The sequence below is a fragment of the Micromonospora sp. NPDC052213 genome, assembly GCF_040679695.1.
Taxonomy (GTDB): domain Bacteria; phylum Actinomycetota; class Actinomycetes; order Mycobacteriales; family Micromonosporaceae; genus Micromonospora.
The window spans coordinates 22,096-39,108 of sequence record NZ_JBFAVI010000053.1; the positions used below are offsets into that span (position 1 = coordinate 22,096).

The 17,013-nt window shown below is 75.4% G+C and carries 12 protein-coding genes; 9 read left to right on the top strand and 3 right to left on the bottom strand.

Annotated features, from left to right (window positions below; translation table 11 throughout):
• Positions 1 to 81: 81 nt before the first annotated feature.
• Complete coding sequence (gene grpE / locus AB0L34_RS15640) at positions 82 to 825, bottom strand: nucleotide exchange factor GrpE (protein ID WP_363705175.1); 744 nt, start codon at positions 823 to 825, stop codon at positions 82 to 84.
• Positions 826 to 871: 46 nt separating this feature from the next.
• Positions 872 to 2,734 (bottom strand): molecular chaperone DnaK, encoded by a 1,863-nt coding sequence (gene dnaK / locus AB0L34_RS15645; RefSeq protein ID WP_363705176.1) that lies wholly within the window; start codon positions 2,732 to 2,734, stop codon positions 872 to 874.
• Between the two features lie 220 nt (positions 2,735 to 2,954).
• Between dnaK and AB0L34_RS15650 the strand changes: the two genes are divergently transcribed.
• The 3 genes from AB0L34_RS15650 to AB0L34_RS15660 all read left to right on the top strand — a co-directional run bounded on the left by AB0L34_RS15650 (position 2,955) and on the right by AB0L34_RS15660 (position 7,815).
• Positions 2,955 to 4,796: an ABC transporter gene (locus tag AB0L34_RS15650; protein WP_363705177.1), complete on the top strand. Its 1,842-nt coding sequence runs from the start codon at positions 2,955 to 2,957 to the stop codon at positions 4,794 to 4,796.
• The gene (locus AB0L34_RS15655; protein WP_363705178.1) at positions 4,793 to 6,478 is read left to right on the top strand and encodes a GTPase; all 1,686 of its coding nucleotides are present in this window, start codon (positions 4,793 to 4,795) and stop codon (positions 6,476 to 6,478) included. Before AB0L34_RS15650 ends, AB0L34_RS15655 begins: the two co-directional genes overlap by 4 nt.
• Before the next feature lie 113 nt (positions 6,479 to 6,591).
• Positions 6,592 to 7,815 (top strand): hypothetical protein, encoded by a 1,224-nt coding sequence (locus AB0L34_RS15660; RefSeq protein WP_363705179.1) that lies wholly within the window; start codon positions 6,592 to 6,594, stop codon positions 7,813 to 7,815.
• Positions 7,816 to 7,934: 119 nt separating this feature from the next.
• Here the strand turns inward: AB0L34_RS15660 and AB0L34_RS15665 are convergent, their stop codons facing one another.
• Positions 7,935 to 8,525, bottom strand: coding sequence for a phosphatase PAP2 family protein (locus AB0L34_RS15665; RefSeq protein WP_363705180.1), 591 nt, complete (start codon positions 8,523 to 8,525; stop codon positions 7,935 to 7,937).
• 259 nt (positions 8,526 to 8,784) lie between these two features.
• Here AB0L34_RS15665 and AB0L34_RS15670 point away from each other — a divergent pair, with 259 nt between their 5' ends.
• The 6 genes from AB0L34_RS15670 to AB0L34_RS15695 all read left to right on the top strand — a co-directional run bounded on the left by AB0L34_RS15670 (position 8,785) and on the right by AB0L34_RS15695 (position 16,971).
• Positions 8,785 to 9,318, top strand: coding sequence for a hypothetical protein (locus AB0L34_RS15670; protein ID WP_363705181.1), 534 nt, complete (start codon positions 8,785 to 8,787; stop codon positions 9,316 to 9,318).
• A 686-nt stretch (positions 9,319 to 10,004) separates the two neighbouring features.
• Complete coding sequence (gene pdhA, locus AB0L34_RS15675) at positions 10,005 to 11,180, top strand: pyruvate dehydrogenase (acetyl-transferring) E1 component subunit alpha (RefSeq protein ID WP_363705182.1); 1,176 nt, start codon at positions 10,005 to 10,007, stop codon at positions 11,178 to 11,180.
• Positions 11,180 to 12,169, top strand: a complete 990-nt coding sequence (locus tag AB0L34_RS15680) for an alpha-ketoacid dehydrogenase subunit beta (RefSeq protein ID WP_357449911.1) — start codon at positions 11,180 to 11,182, stop codon at positions 12,167 to 12,169. Before pdhA ends, AB0L34_RS15680 begins: the two co-directional genes overlap by 1 nt.
• 5 nt (positions 12,170 to 12,174) lie before the next feature.
• Positions 12,175 to 13,653 carry a dihydrolipoamide acetyltransferase family protein gene (locus AB0L34_RS15685; protein ID WP_363705184.1) on the top strand — a complete coding sequence of 493 codons (1,479 nt, stop codon included), beginning with the start codon at positions 12,175 to 12,177 and terminating at the stop codon, positions 13,651 to 13,653.
• 222 nt (positions 13,654 to 13,875) lie between these two features.
• Positions 13,876 to 14,013, top strand: coding sequence for a hypothetical protein (locus AB0L34_RS15690; RefSeq protein ID WP_165947779.1), 138 nt, complete (start codon positions 13,876 to 13,878; stop codon positions 14,011 to 14,013).
• Positions 14,014 to 14,358: 345 nt separating this feature from the next.
• Positions 14,359 to 16,971: a hypothetical protein gene (locus AB0L34_RS15695; RefSeq protein ID WP_363705183.1), complete on the top strand. Its 2,613-nt coding sequence runs from the start codon at positions 14,359 to 14,361 to the stop codon at positions 16,969 to 16,971.
• The last annotated feature ends 42 nt before the right edge of the window (positions 16,972 to 17,013 follow it).

A 17,013-nucleotide genomic window follows, 5' to 3' on the forward strand; every position in this document is an offset into this window, starting at 1 on the left:
GTCCACCCCCTCCCTACCTGGGGACCGACCGTCCCGCCCACCCGTTCGGGGTGGGCGGGACGATCCGGTCGTCGTTGCGCACTACTCCGGGTCGGCGACCGCGACCATGGCGGGTCGCAGCAGCCGCTCCCCGACCTGGTAGCCCCGACGCATCACCTGCACGCAGGTCGGCTCGGTGACGTCGGCCGAGGTCTGGTGGGCCACCGCCTCGTGCCGGGTCGGGTCGAACGGGTCGCCCTGCTCGCCGAACGCCGTCAGCCCGAACTTGCCGAGCGCCGCCGTGAGCTGCTCGGCCATCGTGCCGAACGGCCCGACCAGGTCGCCGTGCTCGCGGGCCCGGTCCAGGTCGTCGAGGATCGGCAGCAGCGCGGCGAGCATCGCCCCGGTCGCCTGCTCGGTGACCAGACCCTTGTCCCGGTCCACCCGCTTGCGGTAGTTGGCGTACTCCGCCGTCACCCGCTGCAGGTCCCGGGTCCGCTCGTCGAGGTCCTTGCGCAGCGCCTCCAGTTCGGCGCCGAGCGCGGTCCCGCCGCCGTCGGCCGGCTGTGCCGGGGCGTCCACCACCGGCGGGCCGGCCACCTCGGCCGCCTCGACCTCGATCTCGTCGACCACGACCTCGGCCTCCTCGACCAGACCCTCGGCCGGGACGTCCGACCCGGCATCGGCGGCGGTCGCCGCCGACTCGCCGGTCTCGCTGGTCTCGCTGATCTTGCGGTTGTTGCGGATGACGACCCGCGGCCCGTCGCCGGCCTGCTCGGCGGGCGCGGAGCCACCCGGCGTCGACCCGGTCGCACCCGGGTCGGCGGCTCGTGGCTTCTCCGTCATGGGCTACCTCATCCCTCTGCCGTGGTGCCGTGTCCGGGACAAACCGTCACTTCTTGTCCTCGTCCACGATCTCCGCGTCGACCACGTCGTCCGCGCCACCGGCCTGCGCGCCACCGGTCGCCCCGGCGCCCGCCGCACCCGCGGCACCCGGACCGGCCTCGCCCGGCTGCTCGCCCTGCTGGCTGTAGAGCAGCGAACCGGCCTGCTGGGAGACCTGCGCCAGCCGCTCGTGCGCCGACTTGACCTTCTCGATGTCCTGACCACCGAGGGCGCCACGCAGCTCGCCGAGCGCCTCGTTGATCTGGTCACGGGACTCCGACGGCAGCTTGTCGCCGCTCTCGGCCAGGAACTTCTCGGTCTGCCACTGGAGCGCCTCGGCCAGGTTGCGGGTCTCGGCCTCGTCGCGGCGGCGCTTGTCGTCCTCGGCGTGCTCCTCGGCGTCGCGGCGCATGCGCTCGATGTCGTCCTTCGGCAGCGAGGAGCCGCCGGTGATCGTCATCTTCTGCTCCTTGCCGGTGCCGAGGTCCTTGGCGTGGACGTTGACGATGCCGTTGGCGTCGATGTCGAAGGTGACCTCGATCTGCGGCACGCCGCGCGGCGCCGGCGGGAGGCCGGTCAGCTCGAAGGTGCCGAGCTTCTTGTTGTAGGCCGCGATCTCCCGCTCGCCCTGGAACACCTGGATCAGCACCGAGGGCTGGTTGTCGTCCGCCGTGGTGAAGACCTCGGAGCGCTTGGTCGGGATGGTGGTGTTGCGCTCGATCAGCTTGGTGAAGATGCCGCCCTTGGTCTCGATGCCCAGGCTCAGCGGGGTCACGTCGAGCAGCAGGACGTCCTTGACCTCGCCCTTGAGCACACCGGCCTGCAGGGCGGCGCCGACGGCGACGACCTCGTCCGGGTTGACGCCCTTGTTGGGCTCCCTGCCGGTGAGCTGCTTGACCAGGTCGGTCACGGCCGGCATGCGGGTCGAGCCGCCGACCAGGATGACGTGCTCGACGTCGGAGACCTTGATGCCGGCGTCCTTCACGGCCTGCTCGAACGGGCCCTTGCAGCGGTCCAGCAGGTCCTGCGTCATCCGCTGGAACTCGGCCCGGCTGAGCGTCACGTCCAGGTGCAGCGGGCCCGCCGCGCCGGCCGTGATGTACGGCAGGTTGATGTTGGTGGTGGTGGCGGCGGACAGCTCGATCTTGGCCTTCTCGGCCGCCTCGCGGAGCCGCTGCAGGGCCATCTTGTCCTGGGCCAGGTCGATGCCGTGCTCGCCCCGGAAGGTCTTCACCAGGTGGTCGATGATGCGCTGGTCCCAGTCGTCACCACCGAGGTCGTTGTCACCGCTGGTCGACTTGACCTCGATGACGCCCTCGGCCAGCTCGAGCAGCGACACGTCGAAGGTGCCGCCGCCGAGGTCGAAGACCAGGACGGTCTGCTCCTTGGAGCCCTTGTCCAGCCCGTACGCCAGGGCCGCCGCGGTCGGCTCGTTCACGATCCGCAGCACGTTGAAGCCGGCGATCTCGCCGGCCTCCTTGGTGGCCTGGCGCTGGCTGTCGTTGAAGTAGGCCGGGACGGTGATCACCGCGTCGGTGATCTGCTCGCCCAGGTACGCCTCGGCGTCCCGCTTGAGCTTCATCAGCGTGCGGGCCGAGATCTCCTGCGGGGTGTACTTCTTGCCGTCGATGTCGACGGACCAGTTGGTGCCGACCTCCCGCTTGACCGAGCGGATCGTCCGGTCCGGGTTGGTCACCGCCTGGCGCTTGGCGACCTCACCGACGAGCACCTCGCCGTTGCGGGCGAACGCGACGATCGACGGGGTCGTCCGCGAGCCCTCAGCGTTGGCGATGACGGTGGGCTCACCGCCCTCCAGGACGCTGACGCAGGAGTTCGTCGTGCCGAGGTCGATACCGACCGCACGTGCCATCTTCGCTTCCTCGCTTCGTGACGTTGTGAGCGCTCGTGGGCACCGCCCTGAGCTGCGTGGCGGGCGCCGCCCGCAGCGGCCCCACCACAAGTTGAGTGAACTTGACTCAATAGTGCCACGCCCCCGGAAATCGTCAAGTCGAGGTTGAGCCGACCCGACGCAAGTCACGGGTACTACCGGCCGGTTGTCTTCCCTTGCGTCGGTCGGGCACGCTTTAGCGGTGACGACGCACGGCGACTCCGCCACCCAGGCCGACGCGCCCACCGTCGCAGCCCGCACCGGCTCCACGGACGCCGGGGAGGACCGGCCCGCCACCACCGGGGACGACAGCCTGCCCACCGCGCTGGCCGGCCTGCGCGCCGCGATCGGGGCGGCCCGGTTCCCCCTGGCGCTGCCCTCCGCCGAGCCCGCCCGACGGGCCGCCGGGAGCCTCACCGACCAACTCGACGACTACCTCCTGCCCCGGCTGCGCCGGCTCGACGCGCCGCTGCTCGTGGTGGTCGGCGGGTCCACCGGCGCGGGCAAGTCCACCCTGGTCAACAGCCTGGTGCAGGCGCGGGTGAGCGCGGCCGGGGTGCTCCGGCCCACCACCCGCTCCCCGGTGCTGGTGTGCAGCCCGGCCGACTCCGGCTGGTTCCGTCAGGGCGAGCTGCTGCCCGGCCTCACCCGCACCAACGAGCCCAGCGAGGACCCGCACACCCTGCAACTGGTCACCGCCCCCGCCCTGCCGCCCGGGCTGGCCTTCCTCGACGCCCCCGACATCGACTCGGTGGTCGACGCCAACCGGGCCCTGGCCGGCCAGCTCCTGGCCGCCGCCGACCTCTGGCTCTTCGTCACCACCGCCGCCCGCTACGCCGACGCGGTCCCCTGGGAGCTGCTGCGCGGCGCCCGCGCCCGGGGCGCGGTGATCGCCATGGTGCTGGACCGGGTGCCCCCGGAGGCAGCCGACGAGGTCGCCGCCCACCTGTCGGAGATGCTCGCCGCGCAGGATCTCGGCGCGGCCCCGCTGTTCGTGCTGCCCGAGACCTCGGTCGACGGGCAGGGCCTGCTGCCCGACCGGGTGACCGCACCGCTCTCCGCCTGGTTCGCCCGGCTGGCCGCCGACGCCGACGCCCGGGCGGCCGTGGTCCGGCAGACCCTCGACGGCGCACTCGCCGCGCTGCGCCCGGCGGTCGAGGGGCTCGCCGACGCCGCCGACGAGCAGGTGACCGCCGCCGACGCGCTCGACGAGCGGGTGCGGGCGGCGTACCGGGGGGCGCACCGGACCGTCGAGCAGGGGCTGAAGGACGGTCGGCTGCTCCGTGGCGAGGTGCTCGCCCGCTGGCAGGAGTTCGTCGGCACCGGGGAGTTCTTCCGCACGCTGGAGGCCCGAATCGGGCGGCTCCGCGACCGGATGGTGGCCGCCGTCACCGGCCGTCCCGCGCCCGCCTCGGAGCTGCGCGAGGCGATCGAGTCCCAGCTGGTGACCCTGCTGCGCGGCGTCGCCGCCGAGGCGGCGGAGAACGCGTACACCGGGTGGAAGGCGCACCCCGCCGGGGCGGCGCTGCTCGAACCGGAGCTCGCCCACCCCGCCGGCGACCTGCCCGAGCGGGCCGAGCGCCTGGTCCGGGAGTGGCAGCGCGGCGTGCTGGAGCTGGTGCGGGTCGAGGGCGGCGACCGGCGCTTCGTGGCCCGCACGGCCGCGTACGCCGTCAACGCCACCGGGCTCGCCGTGATGATCGCCGTGTTCGCCTCGACCGCGTTCATCCCGACCGGGCTGGAGGTCGCCACCGGGGCCGGCACCACGGTCGCCGCGCAGACCGTGCTCCAGGCGGTCTTCGGCGACCAGGCCGTGCGTACGCTCGCCGCCAAGGCCCGGGCCGACCTGCTGGAGCGGGTGCGGGCCCTGCTGGACGACGAGGCCGCCCGCTACCTGGCCCGGACGACGGAGGCCCGGCCCGCCGCGGACACCGCGGAGGCCCTGCGCCGGGCCGGCAACGGGGTGGAGATGGCCCGGCACCGCAGCGGCCTCGCCGACGCGGACGCCGCGCGCCTCCCCGGCGCCGAGGGCGGAGGATCATGACGAACATCGTCGGGCGGATGCGCGAGGCGTTCCGTGGTGACCGACAGGTGGACGCCGACGCGCTGATCGCCCGCCTCGACGCCGTACGCCGGTTCCTCGCGGTCGTCGACGGCCACCTGCCGGATTCGCGACTCGTGCCGGCGCACACCCTGGTCGAGCGGGCCGGCACCCGGCTGGCGCTCTCCCGCGACCACACCGTGGTGGCCCTCGCCGGCGCGACCGGCAGCGGCAAGTCCAGCCTGTTCAACGCGCTCGCCCGGATGGAGCTCTCCCCGGTCGGCGTGCGCCGCCCCACCACCGGCGTCACGCACGCCTGCGTCTGGGGGCCGCTCGACGGCGGCAACCGGCTGCTCGACTGGGTCGGCGTGCTGCCCCGGCACCGGTTCGTCCGGGAGAGCGTGCTCGACGGCGACGACGAGTCCGCCCTGCACGGGCTGATCCTGCTCGACCTGCCCGACTTCGACTCGGTGCAGCGGTCCCACCGGCTGGAGGTGGACCGCCTGCTCGGCCTGGTCGACCTCGTGGTCTGGGTGGTCGACCCGCAGAAGTACGCCGACCGCGTCATCCACACCAGCTACCTGCGCGAGTTCCACCGGCACAGGGACGTCACGCTGGTCGTGCTCAACCAGGCCGACCGGCTGCCCCCCGCCGAGCTGCCCCGGGTGCTGGCCGACCTGCGCCGCCTGCTCGACGCGGACGGCCTGGCCGGCGTGCCGCTGCAGGCCACCACCGCCGTGGAACCGGCGGGCATGGTCGGGCTCCGGGAGGCGCTGGAACGGACGGTGGCCGGGCGGCAGGCCGCGCTGCGCCGGCTCCAGGGTGACGTGGACACGGTGGTGGCCGGGCTCGACGAGCTGGTCGGGGCCGGGCCGCCGGCCGCCGGGCCGGACGACGCCGCCGTCGCCGCGCTGCACCGGGCGCTGGCCGGCGCCGCCGGGGTGCCGACGGTCGCCGAGGCGGTCGAGCAGGCGTACCGGCACCGGGGCGCCGCCGCCACCGGCTGGCCGCTGGTCCGGGGCTGGCGGCGGCTGCGGCCCGACCCGCTGCGCCGGCTGCACCTGCCCGGCCCGACCGGCGAGCGCGACGACCCGGCGGAGAGCCTGGTCGCCGCGACCTCGGTGCCCGACCCCACCGCCGCGCAACGCTCCGCGCTCGGGCTGGCGATCCGGTCCGTGGCCGACCGGGCCGGGGCGGAACTGCCCGCCTCCTGGCCCGCCGCGGTGACCGCCGCCGCCCGGTCGCGCCTTGGCGACCTGCCGGACGCGCTGGACCGCGCGGTCGCCGGCACCGATCTCGGCATGGACCGCCGGCCGCTCTGGTGGCGGATCGTCGGCGGCCTCCAGTGGCTGGTGACCCTGGCCGCGCTGGCCGGGCTCGCCTGGCTGGCGCTCGGCTACGGGCTGCGCGCGCTGGGCCTGCCGGAGCTGGCCGACCCGACCGTCGGCGAGGTGCCGCTGCCCACCCTGCTGCTCCTCGGCGGCCTGCTCGCCGGGCTGCTGGTGGCGGCCCTGACCAGGCCGGCCGTCCGGTGGGCGGCCCGCCGCGCCCGCCGCCGCGCCGAGCACCGGCTCACCGAACGGGTGACGACGGTCGGCGAGGAGCAGGTGCTGGCCCCGGTGCGGGCGGTGCTCGCCTCCTACGCCGAGGCCCGGGCCGCCCTGCGGGACGCCGCCGGCCGCTGACCCGGGCACACGTCGGCGGCAGCCGCAGGTCGGCGGTGGTGGGTGTCCACGACGCGGGCGATGCTCGGGTCGCTCGTGCCGTCCGGAGCCGGGCGGCAGCGTAGGGTCGGTGGATGGGAACGCCTCAGACCCCGTACGACGCGGTGCTGCACGCCGCCCGCGACGTGGCCAAGCTGGAGAACGCCCTCGACGCGGAGATGCTCGGCGCGGCCCTGCTCGGCAGCGTCTACGCGGTCGCGGAGACCGACCGTGACAGCGCGGTGCGGGAATTCGTGGCCGGTTTCCTGGCCGCCACCTCCCGTCGCCGCTCGGCCGCCGCGACCACCGTCCGCTCGGTCTTCGCCGCGCTGGTGCCCGACGCCGAGGGCGCCGCCCGGGTCCGCCCCGGTGCCGCCACCCCCGCCTGGGCCGCCCACCTCGGCCGGGTCCACCTCACCGGCTGCTGGTCCTACGGCGACGTGTACGGCGACCAGACCTCCTACCTGGCGACCTTCGCGTACGACGACCCGGCCGGCGGGCCGGCGCACGCGGTGGTGACGCTGCTCGACCACAACATCGGCATCACCAAGGACGTCTTCGTCGGCGGGCCGCCCGACCGGATCCTCGACCAGGTGCGGCAGATGTGCGCCGGGGACGAGCTGACCTGGTTCCGTGACGAGGAGCCGGCCCGGATGCACACCGAGGTGGGCCGGCACCTGGCGATCACCGACGGCCTGAGCGAGCTGCCCGGGGAGGGCTCGCTGGCCACCGACCGCGCCCTGCTCGGCGCCCGGCTGGCGCGGTTGCCCCACCCCGTCCGCACCGTGCCCGCGCCCGCCGTCGAGCCGCTCTCCGCCGCCGAGCGTACGGAGCTGGTCCGCCGGTTCCTCGCCTCGCCGGAGGCGGCCCGGTTCGGCCTGGACGCCGTCGACGGGGCGGAGCTGGCCTCGCTGCACTTCTGCCTCAGCCTGCTGCTGGACCACGCGGCCAGCTTTCCCGACGCCGACCCGATGCGGTGGAGCCCGACCGTGTCCGGGCTGTTCCTGCTGGACTGGGTGCACCGGCGGGCGGTGCTGGACATGGACGACGCCGCCCTGCTGCCCCGGGTGCTGCGCGGCTGGGCCGCGTACGCCGCCCGCAAGCGCGGTCTGCCGGAGCGGGCGGCGGCGCAGACCGACACGGCGATCGAGGAGATGGTGCCGGAGTTCGCCCGCCTCTACAGCACGGGCGAGCGGCGCAGCCCCGCCACCGCCGCCGTAGCGCAGTTGATGGCCGACGGCGTCGACCCGGACGACCCGGCCGCCCTGGACGCCTGGATCGAGGCCAACCGCCACCGCCTGGCCGACGAGGGCGCCTGACCGGTTCCGCGCAAAGTCCGCGTTGATCGTGCGGTCGGCGGCGGTCGGGACGATCCACCCCGCCACCGACCTCGTGGCGGACGGCCGGGTGGGGGGCCGGGCGGTGGGCGGAGGACGGGTCAGCGGAGGGGCGCGAAGACGACGCCCGCGATCAGGGCGCCGAGCAGGGCTCCCGCGACCACCTGGGGCACGGTGTGGTCGTTCAGGCGGACCCGGGACCAGCCGACGAGCGCGAGCAGCGGCGCGGTCGCCAGCAGCGCGGCGCCGAACGTCAGCACCAGCACCACCACCGTGCCGGCGGCCACCGCCGAGTGGATCGACATCTTCCACCAGTGACTGACGGCCACGGCGACCACCAGGCCGAGCAGCCCGGCGGCGGCCAGGGCCAGCACCGGGCGGGGCGCGCCGAGGACCGCGAGCAGGGCCAGGCCGGCGGCCACCGAGCAGAGGCCGAACAGCAGCGGGACGCGGCGCTGCTCGCGGACGCCCACGTGGTGGTCGGTGAACCGGCCCCGGCGCACCCCGCCGACGATGTACGCGAACGGGATGCCGCTGACGAAGAGCGTGGCGAGCAGGCCCCAGGCCAGCCCGTGCGCGCCCCGGGTGCTGTGCCAGCCGACCGCCACGGTCAGCAGGGAGACCAGCACCGCGGGCGCGGTCAGCTCGGTGACGAGCCGGGCGAGCCGCAGCGTGGGACCGCGACGCGGCACGGCGTCCGGGCGGGTCGAGGGCCCTGCGCCCGTGCCGTCCGCTCCGCTCAGCGCTCCGCCTCTGCTCCGCCCCGGGCCGCGCCCGGAGCCACCCCGTCCACCCACCGGCGGCCCGACCCGCGCTGCGCCGTCGGGCGGCTCACCTGCCGTCGGCCGTCACCGTACCCGTGGCCGCCCGGCGCCGGCCCGCACTCCGGCGGGCTCGACCGTAAGGCGGGAAGTCTCGGCGGGCCGTGGGCCGCTCGGGGACGAGGTCGGCGTGGGACCGGGGGTCGGCGTGGGGTCGGCGGGCGGCGGCGAGACGGTGCTCGTGGGCTCCGCCGACGGTCCCGGGGTCGGCGAGCCGGTCGCCGTGATCACCGGGGACGGACTCGGCGAGGGGGTCGGCTCGGGCGAGGGCGACGTGGACGGGCTGGGTGACGGGCTCGGTGAGGGCAGCGGAACCGGCCGGCCGCCCGGCGGGCGCGACGGGACCACCGCGGGCGGGGGCGGGGGCGCGGGCCGCACCACCGACCCCGGGCCCGGCGCCGCCACGACCGGCGTACGCGGGGCCGGCGCGGCGGGCCGCCAGGTGCTCGGGGTCGCCACGGCCGGGGACGGGGTCGACGGGGCGACCCCCGGCTGGTTCGTCGCCGGCACCGGGATCACCACCGGGCCCACGGAGGGCGTGGGCAGGAACGGGGTGCCGCTCTCGGGCAGGGCGGTGCTGCCGACCGTGGCGGAGCCGGTGCTGATCGCGGCGAGGATCGGCATCGACGCGGTGCCGGCGAGCAGCGCCACGGTGAACAGGTAGCCCCGGGGCGGCCCGCCGGACCCGGGCGCCCGGTGGGCGCCCACCAGTCGGCGGTAGCCACCGGCCGCACGGTGCCGACCGAGGAACGGGGCACCGGGGCCTTCGACTGGATCGGACACCGCGCACTCCTCCTCGTTGGCCTCCCGCCGGCCGGGGCAGCGGGACGCCGCGACGGCGTCCGACCCGAACCGCCCGGCGGTACCGCATCGCCGAGAGGAACCGGCAAACCGCTCGACCTGGGCCATCCTCCCGCCAATCAGCCTGCCCAGTGACGCTCCGTCAGCCAACCCCCTACCGCGTGTCGACACGCGTATCTGCCCGAACGGTGACGAACCATCGCCGGATCGGCCGCGAGTCGATGGAACGGACACCCGGCGCTTCGTGTAACGAAGCGGGCCGCCCTCCCGGTGCGGGGCGGGCGTACTGTGGGCGCGCTCACGTGTGATGCGAATATGGACCACGACGGCAACGCAGCCTCGACCTCCGCGCACCCCCGCGGCAGGCGCGGCTGGGCGCCGGCGCTCCCGAACCGGGTTCGGCCAAGAATCCGGCTTCACGCCGCGCGGCAACCCCCACCGGGGCTAGGCGCGGCCGCCAGGAACCGGTCCGGCACCAGCCGGACAGGCGCACGAGTTGCGCGGCCGGGTGACCCCCCGGTGCCGACGCAGACAGACAGGGAGAGACGGATGGCAAAGGGCGACCCCGGGGTCTCCAGCCGCGGCCGGCGGGCCGCACCCCGCTCCAGGAAGGGCGCGACCGGCGACCCGCAGCTGGTGCAGTTGCTCACCCCGGAGGGTGAGCGGATCGAGAGCGCGACCGGCCCGGACGGGACGGAGTACCGCGTCGACTTCACCGACGAGGAGTACCGCGGGCTCTACCGCGACCTCGTGCTGGTGCGCAAGCTCGACGCCGAGGCCACCGCGTTGCAGCGCCAGGGCGAGCTGGGCCTGTGGGCCAGCCTGCTGGGCCAGGAGGCCGCGCAGGTCGGCTCGGGGCGTGCGCTGCGCGCCCAGGACATGGCCTTCCCGACCTACCGGGAGCACGGCGTCCTCTACTGCCGGGGCATCGACCCGATCATGCCGCTCGGCCTGTTCCGGGGCGTCGACCAGGGCGGCTGGGACCCGAACGAGTTCAAGTTCAACATGTACACGATCGTGATCGGGGCACAGACCCTGCACGCGACCGGGTACGCCATGGGCGTCAGCATGGACGGCAAGACCGGGACCGAGGACGGCGAGGCGGTGATCGCCTACTTCGGCGACGGCGCCACCAGCCAGGGCGACGTCAACGAGTCGTTCGTCTGGGCCAGCGTCTTCAACGCCCCCCTGGTGTTCTTCTGCCAGAACAACCAGTACGCCATCTCCGAGCCGCTGGAGCGGCAGACCCGTGTCCCGCTCTACCAGCGGGCGGGCGGCTTCGGTTTCCCCGGGGTCCGGGTGGACGGCAACGACGTGCTCGCGTCGTACGCGGTGACCCGGCACGCGCTGGACAACGCCCGGCTCGGCCAGGGCCCCAGCCTGATCGAGGCCTACACCTACCGGATGGGCGCGCACACCACCTCCGACGACCCGACCCGCTACCGGATCGCCAGCGAGGTCGAGGCCTGGCAGGCCAAGGACCCGATCGCCCGGATGAAGGCGTTCCTGACCAAGCAGCAGATCGCCGACGCGGACTTCTTCGCCGACGTCGACGAGCAGGCCCGCACCGAGTCGGTGCACCTGCGCGAGCGGGTGCTCGCCATGCCCAACCCGGAGCCCGTGACGATGTTCGACCACGTCTACCCCACCGGGTCCCCCGAGCTCGACGAGCAGCGGGCGCAGTTCAGCAGGTACATGGAGTCGTTCGAGGGGAGCGCCCACTGATGGCCACGGAGACGCTCACCCTCGGCAAGGCCCTCAACACCGGCCTGCGCAAGGCCCTGGAGAACGACCCGAAGGTCGTCATCATGGGCGAGGACGTCGGCAAGCTCGGCGGCGTCTTCCGGATCACCGACGGCCTCCAGAAGGACTTCGGCGAGCAGCGGGTGATCGACACCCCGCTCGCCGAGTCCGGCATCATCGGCACCGCGGTCGGCCTCGCCATCCGCGGCTACCGCCCGGTCTGCGAGATCCAGTTCGACGGCTTCGTCTACCCCGCGTACGACCAGATCGTGTCGCAGGTGGCGAAGATGCACTACCGCTCGCAGGGCAAGGTCAGGATCCCGATGGTCATCCGGATCCCCTTCGGCGGCGGCATCGGCGCGGTCGAGCACCACTCGGAGTCGCCGGAGGCGTACTTCGCCCACACCGCCGGCCTCAAGGTGGTGAGCTGCGCCAGCCCGCAGGACGCGTACACGATGATCCAGCAGGCCATCGCCTCGGACGACCCGATCGTGTTCATGGAGCCGAAGCGGCGCTACTGGGAGAAGGGCCCGGTCGAGCTGGACGCCCCGCTGTCCGAGGCGTACCCGCTGCACTCCGCCCGGGTCGCCCGGGCCGGCACCGACGCCACCCTGCTGGCGTACGGGCCGATGGTGCGGACCTGCCTGGACGCGGCGACGGCCGCGGCCGAGGACGGCCGCGAGCTGGAGGTCATCGACCTGCGCACGCTCTCCCCGCTGGACCTGACCGCCGCGTACGAGTCGGTGAAGCGCACCGGCCGCTGCGTGGTCGTGCACGAGGCCCCGGGCAACCTGGGCCTGGGCTCGGAGATCGCGGCCCGGGTGACCGAGGAGTGCTTCTACTCCCTGGAGTCCCCGGTGCTGCGGGTGACGGGCTTCGACACTCCCTACCCGGCCTCCCGGGTGGAGGAGGAGTACCTTCCCGACCTCGACCGGGTGCTCGACGCCGTCGACCGCACCTTCGGCTGGTGAGCGGCATGTCGCGGATCAAGGAGTTCAACCTTCCCGACCTGGGCGAGGGCCTGACCGAGGGCGAGATCCTCGCCTGGCTGGTCAAGGTCGGCGACGTCATCGAGCTGAACCAGCCGATCGTCGAGGTGGAGACGGCCAAGGCGGCCGTCGAGATCCCCGCGAAGTGGGCCGGCCAGGTGCAGGCGATCTTCCACCCGGAGGGGACCACGGTCGAGGTCGGCACGCCGATCATCGCGATCGACACCGATCCGGGCGCCGGGCCGATCGAGGCGTCGACGACCGGTGCGCCGGCCGCCGACCTGCCCGCCCCGTCGGCGGCGTCGCTGGCCGCGGTCGAGGTGGCGCCGGCCGAGGGCGCGGTCGAGCCGGGCCTGATCGGCGGTCCGGCCCCGGGTGGGCGTACCGCCGTGCTGGTGGGCTACGGCCCGCGGACCACCGCCGCCAAGCGGCGTCCGCGCAAGGGCGGCACCCCGGTGCCGGCGCAGGCGGCGGCCCCGGCCGCTCCGCCGGCCCCGGCCGCGCCGGTCGCTCCGGTGGCGCCGGCGGCCCCGGTGCCGACCGCGCCGTCGAACGGCCACGGCCGGGCCGGCGGCCCGGTGCTGGCCAAGCCTCCGGTCCGCAAGCTCGCCAAGGACCTCGGCGTCGACCTGTCCGCGCTGACCGGATCGGGCCCGCTGGGCTCGATCACCCGGGAGGACGTGCAGCGGGCGGCGAGTGGGACGCCGGCGGCGGCCGAGCCGCTGACGGTGGCGGCCCCGGCCACGGCGGCGGCGAGCTTCGGCGCGGACCGCGAGCAGCGCATCCCGGTCAAGGGGGTACGCAAGCTCACCGCCGAGAACATGTCCCGCTCGGCGTTCACCGCCCCGCACGTGACGGAGTTCCTGACCGTCGACGTGACCCGGGCGATGAAGGCCCTGGACCGGCTCCGCGGCCGGCGGGAGTGGCGCGACGTGCGGGTCTCGCCGCTGCTGCTGGTCGCCAAGGCGGTGCTGCTGGCGGTCAGGCGCCACCCGATGGTCAACTCGACCTGGGCCGGCGACGAGATCGTGGTCAAGGACTACGTCAACCTGGGCATCGCGGCGGCCACCGAGCGGGGGCTGATCGTGCCGAACATCAAGGACGCCGGCCGGCTCTCGCTGCGCGAGTTGGCGGACGCGATGACCGACCTGGTGCAGACGGCCAAGGCGGGGAAGACCTCGCCGGCCGACATGTCGGGCGGCACGCTGACGATCACCAACGTGGGCGTCTTCGGCGTGGACACGGGCACGCCGATCCTGCCCCCGGGCGAGTCGGCGATCCTGGCCTTCGGCGCCGTACGCGAGATGCCCTGGGTGCACAAGGGCAAGGTCCGCCCACGCCAGGTCACCACGCTGGGCCTGTCGTTCGACCACCGGATCATCGACGGCGAGTTGGGCTCGAAGTTCCTGCGTGACATCGGGGACTTCCTGGCCGACCCGGAGGCGGCGCTGCTCGCCTGGACCTGACGGGTCTCGACACCAGCCACGGCCGGTGTGCCTCGGGTGAACGCCCGGCACACCGGCCGTGACCGTTGGGAGACAGAAACATCGGCTCCTGGGCCGGTTTGACCTTCGATTGTTCGGCTCGTGTCCCAGCTCACCTAATAATCGATGGAAGTTAGGGCCGCTCTGCGGTTCAATAGAGACATCAAGGGGCTGACAACCGAATAGCCAGGAGGAGAGACCACCATGAGCATGATCGAGCGAATCCGTAACCGCCGCGACGCCAACCGCCGCGCCCGTGCCATCGAGCACGCGCTGCGCTCCGCCAACTCGCCCGCGGTCCGCGAAGAGATCCTCGCCATCGCCCAGCGTCACATGAGCTGACGCCCAGATCGTTCCTCACCTCCTCCAAGATCGATGGCCCGCCCGGTCCGCCCGGGCGGGCCATCGGCGTTTCACACCCATTGACACCGGGATTCCACCCCGCCGCAGCGCCCGGTACGGTGGGCTTCGGTCGTCGCCCGCCGACCGGGAGCAGGTCGAGTCGATAGAAGCCGCTCGACACCACCCGGCCACAGGGAGTGACGACCGGTGCTCCCCGGAAGCCCTCGGGCAGCCACCGGATACGGTGCGGGGAGCCGGCACGGTCGGTACACCGGCGACGCCGGCCACCCTGCCGAGCAGACCGATCGGCAGCGGCGGCCGACAGGTGATGGAGGAGGCGCACGCATGACGTCCGAGGGCACGCACCACCCCGGCCAGCAGCCGGACGAGGTGTCGCCGGGCGCCGGCGGACCGGCGCCGTACGGCGACCGCCCGGCGCAGCAGGGCAACGGCTACGGCGGCGCCCCCGACCTGGGCTGGGCACCCCCGCCCCCGTCCGGGCAGCCGAACCCTCCCGCCTGGGCCAACCAGAACGAGCAGCAGGCGGCCCCCGCCTGGGGCGCCGGCCAGGCCCCGCAGCAGGCCGACCCCGCCCCGCCCGCCTCCTGGGGACCCCCCGGCGGGTCCCCACAGCCGGCGTGGGCCGGCGCGCCGGCGGAGCAGCCCGGTCCCGCATGGGCCGCCGCCGCCCCGCCGCACGCCGCCCCCGACCAGCCCGCCTGGGCCCAGGCCGAGCAGCCCGCCCCGGCGTGGACGCAGCCCGAGCAGGCCGCGCGCGGCGCCGCCCAGGTCCCGCAGGCCGCCCCCGCCCCGCAGCCCTGGCCCGCCCAGGACGACCCCGCCCGCTCCGGCGGCTGGACCGCTGCCGGGCAGCAGCAGGACGACCCGAACCGCTCCGGCGGCTGGACGGCCGGACAGCAGGACGACCAGGCCCGCTCCAGCGGCTGGGCCGACGACGCCACCCCGGACGACCGGCCCCGGCAGGACGGCTGGGCCGCCCAGCAGGACGACCCGAACCGTTCCGGTGGCTGGGTAGGCGGCGTCCAGCAGGACAAGCAGCCCGAGCAGGCGTCCCCGGCGTGGGCGCAGCCCGAGCAGGCCGCGCGCGGCGCCGCCCAGGTCCCGCAGGCCGCCCCCGCCCCGCAGCCCTGGCCCGCCCAGGACGACCCCACCCGCTCCGGCGGCTGGACCGCTGCCGGGCAGCAGCAGGGCGACGAGTGGCCGGGCCGGGACGAGCCGGCCTCGACCCGAGGCGCGGCCTCGGTGCCGCAGCAGCCCGAGGACCGGGACCCGAACGGCTGGGGCACCTCCGCACCGACCTCCACCCCGCCCGGCCGGGCAGGCGTTCCCGCGTCCGGCGACGGCGGGACGCCGCCGTGGGGCCCCGCGGCCGAGAGCCTGCCGCAGCGGGCCGGCGGCCCGGCCGTACCGGACGTCGAGCCGTGGTCGGCCGACGAGGCGTGGGGCCGCGCCGGGGCGGGCGAGCCCGCCGCCAACCGGGCCGGCAACGGCTGGGAGGCGGAGCGCGCCGAGGAGCCGCCGATCTACCAGCCCCCTCCGGGCCCCGGCATCTCGCCGGCCAACGCGGTGCCACTGCCGCCCCAGGAGCAGCGGGTGCCCGGCGCCAGCCTGGCCGCCGCCCCGCCGGCCGACTACGTTCCGCCGGCCCAGTTCGCGCCCGAGCAGTCCGCCCGGGAGGGCGGTGTGCCGGCGTACGGGCAGGAGCAGCCGGGCTGGGCGCAGGCCGGCTCCCGGCACGAGGAGCCGCAGTCCACCGCCGGGCCGGTGGTGCCCGCTCCGCGTACCTCACCGGAGTTGGGCGGGCGGGCGGCCGTACCGGCGCCGGAGGGTGCCGAGGCGGCGGCCGGCAGCGTCTCGGCGAGCGCCGCGGTGCCGCTGGCCAGCAGGGTGATGCCGCCGGCCGACCAGCCCCTGCAGCCGGGTGGCACCCCCGCACCGCAGCCCCGGGTGTACGGCCGGCCGGCCCGCCCGGAGCCAGCGGACGCACCGGCGCAGGACGAGCCGTACGGGCACCGGCCGGACCACGCGCCGCCGCCGCCGCGGTTCGACCAGGGGCCCGAGACGCGGTTCGACCAGGACGCCCGGTTCGACCAGGACACGCGGTTCGACCAGGGCCCGGACGCCCGGTTCGACCAGGACACGCGATTCGACCGGGCTCCCGAGCCGCGCTTCGACCAGGGGCCGGACCCCCGCTTCGACCAGGGGCCGGACCCCCGCTTCGACGACCGGGACCGGGGAGCGGCCGCCTTCGGCGCCGCCGCTCCGGTCGCGCCCGCGTCGCCGGCCGCGCCCCCGGCCTTCCCGCCGGGCGTGCCGTCCTTCGTCGACGCGCCGGCCAACGGCCGGCCCGTCAACGGGGTCCGGCCGCACGATGGCGCGGACCGCCCCGCCGAGCACTTCGGCGCCCCGGCCGCCGGCGCCGCTGGCGGCGCGGCACCCGGCTACGGGCCCGCCCCGATGGCCGATCCCGCACCAGGCGACGCCTTCCCGCCGGCGTTCCCGCCGCCCGGGCAGCAGCCCGCCCCGTCCTCCTGGGACCAGGGCGCTCCGGAACAGGACCAGGGCCGGTTCGACTCGTTCAAGCCCATCGCGGAGCCGAAGACCGAGGCGCCCACGCCCAAGGTGCGCAACGGGCGGGTGCTCGCCGCGGTGCTCGTCGCCGCGGTGCTGATCCTGGCGGTGCCGCTGGGCCTGCTCATGCTGCTCGGCAAGGTCGGCGGCGCGGAGGAGGCCCCGGCCTTCGATCCGGCGGTCGGCAGCTGCGTCAAGCAGTCGGGCGAGGGCGCGGCGGCGGCGAACTGCGGTGAGGCGGGTGCCTTCACCGTGGTCTCCAAGGTGGACGCGAAGGACAAGTGCGCCGACCCGGCCCAGCCGCACGTGGTGCTCCCCGGCGACGGGGCGAACCGGGTGCTCTGCCTGAAGCCGGCCGGCAAGTAGCCACAGCACGGGGGCGGGGCCACGGGAGACCGTGGCCCCGCC

Coding starts and splice junctions, on each gene's coding strand:
- grpE (WP_363705175.1), bottom strand. CDS start 825: ATGACGGAGAAGCCACGAGCCGCCGACCCGGGTGCGACCGGGTCGACG.
- dnaK (WP_363705176.1), bottom strand. CDS start 2,734: ATGGCACGTGCGGTCGGTATCGACCTCGGCACGACGAACTCCTGCGTC.
- AB0L34_RS15655 (WP_363705178.1), top strand. CDS start 4,793: ATGACGAACATCGTCGGGCGGATGCGCGAGGCGTTCCGTGGTGACCGA.
- AB0L34_RS15660 (WP_363705179.1), top strand. CDS start 6,592: ATGGGAACGCCTCAGACCCCGTACGACGCGGTGCTGCACGCCGCCCGC.
- pdhA (WP_363705182.1), top strand. CDS start 10,005: ATGGCAAAGGGCGACCCCGGGGTCTCCAGCCGCGGCCGGCGGGCCGCA.
- AB0L34_RS15680 (WP_357449911.1), top strand. CDS start 11,180: ATGGCCACGGAGACGCTCACCCTCGGCAAGGCCCTCAACACCGGCCTG.
- AB0L34_RS15685 (WP_363705184.1), top strand. CDS start 12,175: ATGTCGCGGATCAAGGAGTTCAACCTTCCCGACCTGGGCGAGGGCCTG.
- AB0L34_RS15690 (WP_165947779.1), top strand. CDS start 13,876: ATGAGCATGATCGAGCGAATCCGTAACCGCCGCGACGCCAACCGCCGC.
- AB0L34_RS15695 (WP_363705183.1), top strand. CDS start 14,359: ATGACGTCCGAGGGCACGCACCACCCCGGCCAGCAGCCGGACGAGGTG.